General features: G+C 65.1%; 5 protein-coding genes and 1 pseudogene. 4 read left to right on the forward strand and 2 right to left on the reverse strand.

Features of this window, described 5'->3' with window-relative positions; translation table 11 throughout:
- Positions 1-57: 57 nt before the first annotated feature.
- Positions 58-441: a DUF732 domain-containing protein gene (locus tag WAN02_RS04165; protein ID WP_422262914.1), complete on the reverse strand. Its 384-nt coding sequence runs from the start codon at positions 439-441 to the stop codon at positions 58-60.
- Positions 442-553: 112 nt separating this feature from the next.
- Here WAN02_RS04165 and mtnA point away from each other — a divergent pair, with 112 nt between their 5' ends.
- From mtnA to WAN02_RS04185, 4 genes are all read left to right on the forward strand, one after another.
- The gene (gene mtnA, locus WAN02_RS04170) at positions 554-2,134 is read left to right on the forward strand and encodes an S-methyl-5-thioribose-1-phosphate isomerase (RefSeq protein WP_422262918.1); all 1,581 of its coding nucleotides are present in this window, start codon (positions 554-556) and stop codon (positions 2,132-2,134) included.
- Positions 2,131-2,706 carry a 1,2-dihydroxy-3-keto-5-methylthiopentene dioxygenase gene (locus tag WAN02_RS04175; protein WP_422262915.1) on the forward strand — a complete coding sequence of 192 codons (576 nt, stop codon included), beginning with the start codon at positions 2,131-2,133 and terminating at the stop codon, positions 2,704-2,706. The genes mtnA and WAN02_RS04175 overlap by 4 nt, the downstream gene beginning before the upstream one ends.
- Positions 2,703-3,392: an acireductone synthase gene (gene mtnC, locus WAN02_RS04180; protein ID WP_422262916.1), complete on the forward strand. Its 690-nt coding sequence runs from the start codon at positions 2,703-2,705 to the stop codon at positions 3,390-3,392. The genes WAN02_RS04175 and mtnC overlap by 4 nt, the downstream gene beginning before the upstream one ends.
- Positions 3,393-3,499: 107 nt before the next feature.
- Positions 3,500-4,873 (forward strand): rhodanese-like domain-containing protein, encoded by a 1,374-nt coding sequence (locus WAN02_RS04185; RefSeq protein ID WP_422262917.1) that lies wholly within the window; start codon positions 3,500-3,502, stop codon positions 4,871-4,873.
- On the opposite strand, the pseudogene WAN02_RS04190 reads toward WAN02_RS04185, so the two are convergent.
- Positions 4,870-5,138 (reverse strand): annotated as a pseudogene (locus WAN02_RS04190) (serine O-acetyltransferase); the annotation flags it as partial. The gene WAN02_RS04185 and the pseudogene WAN02_RS04190 overlap by 4 nt on opposite strands.

Consider the following 5,138-nt stretch of genomic DNA (forward strand, 5'->3'; position numbering starts at 1 on the left):
GGTGGTTCGAGTCCACCCGGGGGAGCAAGCTAACCGTTTGATCGCAGCCCGCGTTGCTCAGTGACCACCAGGGCCACCGAGCAGCCCGCCCAGCCCACCTTGCTTCTGGCTCGACTTAGTCAGGTAGTCCGGGCAGTACGCGCTGGATGCGAGCGCCGCGAACTTCATCGCACCGGCGGTGTTCAATCCCGGATTGAGTGCCGACAATTTGGTGACTACGTCCTGTTCGGATGTCCCTGAGTTCATCATGTCGCAGGAGAGCCGGCCGGCCGCGACGGCATCGGACTCTTTGCGAAAGGTCATGCCCGCGTTCTTGAGCGAGGCGATGAAATTCGCATCGGCAGCAGGGTCGGGGGCGGGGGGATCGGGCGGGTCTGCCAGCGCCGGCACGGCCAGGCCGACCGCCACAGCCGCGCTGGCCAGCACGAGAAGTAATCGCATCGGCTCATTGTCGGCCAGATCGGCCTGGTTGTCCTGTTAAGAATTCTGGCCGCGGGCCTCCAGTCGGGGTTGGATGGGGTGTGTGACAACACTGGAGTCGCGATCCGGGGCTGTGGCGGAAAGCTCGATCACCTGGGCCGATGGCGCATTGCTGGCCATTGACCAGCGCCTGTTGCCGCGCGAGTTGCGCTGGCTGCGGATCGCCACCGTTGACGAGCTCATCGACGCGATCAAGACCCTGGCCATCCGGGGTGCTCCTGCACTCGGGGTGGCCGGCGCCTTCGGTGTGGCGCTGGCGGCATATACGCACGTCGGTGATACCGACACGACGACGTCGGAAGCCGCCCGGATCGCATCGGCCCGGCCCACCGCGGTGAATCTGGCCTGGGGTGTGCGGCGAGCGCTGGCCACGTTGCCCGCGGGCCCGGATGCCGTGCTCGCAGAGGCCCAGCAGATGCTGGCCGAGGATGCGCGGGTCAATCGGATGCTTGCCACCCATGCCGCCGATCTGGTGCTGCGGCTGTGTCCCGATCGTCCGCTGCGTGTGCTCACGCACTGCAACACCGGCCGGCTGGCTACCACCGCAGTCGGTACTGCGCTCGGGGCGCTGCGGGTGTTGCATGCGCGCGGCAAGGTAGCCGAGGTGTTGGTCGACGAGACGCGCCCGCTGCTGCAGGGGGCCCGGCTGACCGCGTGGGAGTTGGCCGAGGCGGACATTGCGCACCGGCTGACGATCGACTCCGCCGCGGCGTGGGCGATGGCCACCGGGCAGGTCGATTGCGTGATGGTCGGCGCGGACCGCATCGCCGCCGACGGCTCGGTCGCGAACAAGATCGGCACCTATGCGCTGGCGGTGGCGGCGCACCGGCACGGTATCCCGTTCATCGTTGTCGCGCCCGAATCGACTCGCGACATCGCGACGGCGACGGGAGGCGAGATCGTCGTCGAACAGCGAGCCGCAGCGGAAATCACTCATGTCGCCGGCGTTGCCACCGCCCCTGACGGCACCGCCGTCTTCAATCCCGCTTTCGATGTCACACCGCCTGACCTGATCACCGCGGTGGTGACCGAAAACGGTCCGATCGGCGAGGCGAACACCGCTGTGGAGCAGCAGATCGCCGACATCGCCCGCAGCTTGTACGCGCGTGGCTGGATGCCCGGCACGGCAGGCAATATTTCGGTGCGCACCGGGCAGACGGCGGCGATCACCGGCAGCGGGCTGTCCAAGGGCGAGCTCACCGCCGCCGACATGGTGACGGTGGCCGTCGCCGACTCACAACCGATGTCGGGTAGCCGCCGTCCGTCCGCAGAGACCGCGATTCACACCGCGATCTACCGGGCCACCGACGCCGACGCCGTCGTTCACGTTCATGCGCCGCACGCGACCGCCCAAACAGTGGGTGCTTCAACGACTTTGACGTTCACGGGCTACGAGCTGATCAAAGGACTGGGCACCACCGGCACCATCAGCATCCCGGTGTTCACCAATCACGTCGATGTCGCGGGTATCGCCGAGGACATCGAGCAACATCTGAAACAGCATCCGGACGCCCCGCCGGTACTATTCATCGGCGGTCACGGGATCACCGCGTGGGGCGCCGACCTTGCGCAGGCTCGCGACCGCGTCGAATGTCTGGAAGCGATGTGCGAGTTGGCGACACTGACCGGGCGGCGCGAGATAGGGATCGAATGACACTTCTGCAGGTGATGGCCGACACCGATGCCGAGAAGGTGCGGTTGCGCACCGACGACGCCCGCCAAATCGGCGACGAGCTTGCCACGCGGGGAATCGTTTTCGATCGCCGACCGATTGCTTCTGACGTCGACGCGAGCGAGCCGGCCGAGCGGATCTTGGCCGACCACGCCGACCAGGTCGCGGCAATCAACTTCGACGACCGCTATCGGCACATCGATGTGGCCGCACTGCGACCCGACCACAGCGACCCCGACTGGCACGCCACGGCGGCCGCCGCGCGCTCGAAATTTCTGGCCGAGCATCGCCACGCCGAAGACGAAGTCCGCTTCTTCGTTGCCGGACGCGCCTGCTTCTACCTGCATCTCGAGCCGGAAGTCTTTGCGGTGGTGTGCGAACGCGGCGATCTGCTGACGGTTCCAGCGGGCACCCGGCACTGGTTCGATATGGGTTCAGACCCCGAATTCGCCGCGATCCGGTTCTTCGAGCAGGCAGACGGCTGGATCGGCGACTTCACCGGCGATCCGATCGGAGAACGCTTTCCGACACTCGATCAGCTCGTCGCGACGTGATCGCAGCGATCGTCATCGACATCGAGGGCACTACCAGCCCGACCAATTCGGTGCGTGAGGGTCTCTACGGCTACACCCGCCGCCATCTAGGCCAGTGGCTGGCTGACAATGTCGGCGGGCTTGCCGATTCGGTGATCGCGCAAACCCGCGAGTTGTCGGCACAACCCGACGCCGGTCCGGTCGAGGTAGCGGAAATCCTCTGTGATTGGCTTGATTCCGATGTCAAAGCCGCGCCGTTGAAGACCGCGCAGGGCCTGGTTTGCGCGGCAGGCTTTCGCAGCGGTGCCTTGCACGGGGAGTTCTTCGACGACGCACCGCCGGCGTTGGCGGCGTGGCGCGAAGCGGGTATCGAATTGCATATCTACTCTTCGGGTTCGGTTCGCAACCAACAGGATTGGTTCGCGTACGCCCGCGACGGCGATCTGGCGTCGCTGATCAGCGGTTGGTTCGATCTGGCCAACGCGGGTGCCAAGCGTGAAAGCTTCTCGTACGAAACGATTGCCAAGGCGATCGGCCTGACACCTGACCAGATCCTCTTCCTGTCCGACCATCCCGACGAACTCGATGCCGCAGCCGCGGCCGGCTGGTCGGTACTCGGCGTCGAGCGTCCTGGTGAGCCGAACAACCCGCGTCCACCGCATCGTTGGGTCGCCTCGTTCGACGAGGTCGACTTGTCAGGAAGGTAATCGGAGGCTGCTACCAGGCACATCTTGAACTCAGGGTGATTTCAAATTGCCGGTCGGTGCCGTGGGCGGGAACATGGTGTCTTGGGGGATTTGGGGAGCGGAGCGGCATGATCTTCACGCAGTACTACCTCGACTGTTTGTCGCAGGCGTCGTATCTGATCGGCGACGAGACGACCGGCCGGGCAGTCGTGGTCGACCCGCGTCGCGACATCGTTGAGTATCTGCACGACGCGGCAGAGCACGGCTTACGCATCGAACGCGTTGTCGAGACCCATATTCACGCCGACTTTTTGAGCGGTCATTTGGAGTTGGCCGCAGCGACCGGGGCGGTGATCTCCTACGGCAAAGATGCCGATGTCGAGTTCCCGATCGAGCCGCTGCACGACGGTCAGCGCATCTCGTTGGGTGACGTCACCTTGGAAGTTCTCGCCACTCCAGGCCACACACCCGAATCGATCTGCATCGTGGTGCACGAGCACGCCGACGATGAGGTGCCCTACGGGGTGCTGACCGGCGACACCTTGTTCGTCGGCGACGTGGGACGTCCAGACCTGCTGGCGGACAACGGTCTTTCGGCGGAGACGTTGGCACGCTCGATGTATCAGTCGCTGCACGACAAGCTGCTGAAGCTGCCCGACGCCACTCGCGTCTTCCCGGCCCACGGGGCAGGGTCATCGTGCGGCAAAAACCTGTCGAGTGAAACCAGCTCGACGATCGGTGAGCAGCGGCGAACCAATGACGCGCTCCAAATCGTCGGGGTCGAGCGATTTGTCGCGACACTCACCGAGGATCAGCCGCCGCGGCCGCGCTACTTCGAGTTCGACTCCGTGCGCAATCGCAAGCAGCATCCGCTGTTGGATGAAAGCCCGCCGCCACTGTTGGACATCGACGATGTCTGCAGGCATGCCGCGGTGGGGGCCATTCTGCTCGATGGTCGAGAAGAGGCCGAGTATGCCCGCGGACATCTGCGTGGTGCGGTCAACGTCGGCTTGCAGGGGCGCTTCGCGGAATCCGTCGGCATTGTCGTGTCGCCGGATAGCGACATCATCCTGGTCGGTGATGCGGCGATCGCGCAGGAAGCCAAGACTCGCCTCGCCAGGATCGGCTTCGATCGGGTCATAGGCCAATTGCGCGATCTGCCGAGTGTTTTCACCCGGTGGCACGATCTGGTCGAGACCGCCTCGCGTTTCACGCCGGCGCAACTTGCCGAACTGCTCTACACGGAGCCGGACCTTCAGCTGCTAGACGTACGCAACCCAGGGGAGACGGCCGAGGGCGTTATCCAGGGCGCGCGTGAGATTCCGCTACCGTCCCTGACCGATTCGATCGACAGTCTGGATTACCGGGCGCCAGTGGTCACGTACTGCGCCAGTGGCTACCGCTCGCTGGTGGCGGCAAGCCTGTTGCGGGCTTCGGGGTTCCATGCCGTCGCAGACCTGCTCGGCGGCTACGACGCCTGGCAGGAATCCGGCGCAGCCTAAATCGAGAAGTCCTCGCCGTGCCACACGCCGGCTTCGGGTGGCCGGATGATGTGCTCGGTCTGTGGTGAGTCGCTCTGCGACTCGAGTTTGGCGACCCTGGTCAGTAGGGACTGCAGGCTGATGCCGACCAGGTCGGGTAGCGTGGCGTCGCTGCCGCTCGAGCCGTGATGACTGATCGCCTGCCCGGGGACTCCAATGACCACGGCGCTGTTCGGAACTTCTTTGACGACAACGGCATTGGCGCCGATCCGGCTGTCGTCGCCGA

The organism is Mycobacterium sp., assembly GCF_049281135.1.
Taxonomy (GTDB): Bacteria; Actinomycetota; Actinomycetes; order Mycobacteriales; family Mycobacteriaceae; genus Mycobacterium.

What these genes read in the sequence shown, in the direction of transcription:
- WAN02_RS04165 (WP_422262914.1), bottom strand. Translation starts at nt 441, where the DNA reads ATGCGATTACTTCTCGTGCTGGCCAGCGCGGCTGTGGCGGTCGGCCTG.
- WAN02_RS04175 (WP_422262915.1), top strand. Translation starts at nt 2,131, where the DNA reads ATGACACTTCTGCAGGTGATGGCCGACACCGATGCCGAGAAGGTGCGG.
- WAN02_RS04185 (WP_422262917.1), top strand. Translation starts at nt 3,500, where the DNA reads ATGATCTTCACGCAGTACTACCTCGACTGTTTGTCGCAGGCGTCGTAT.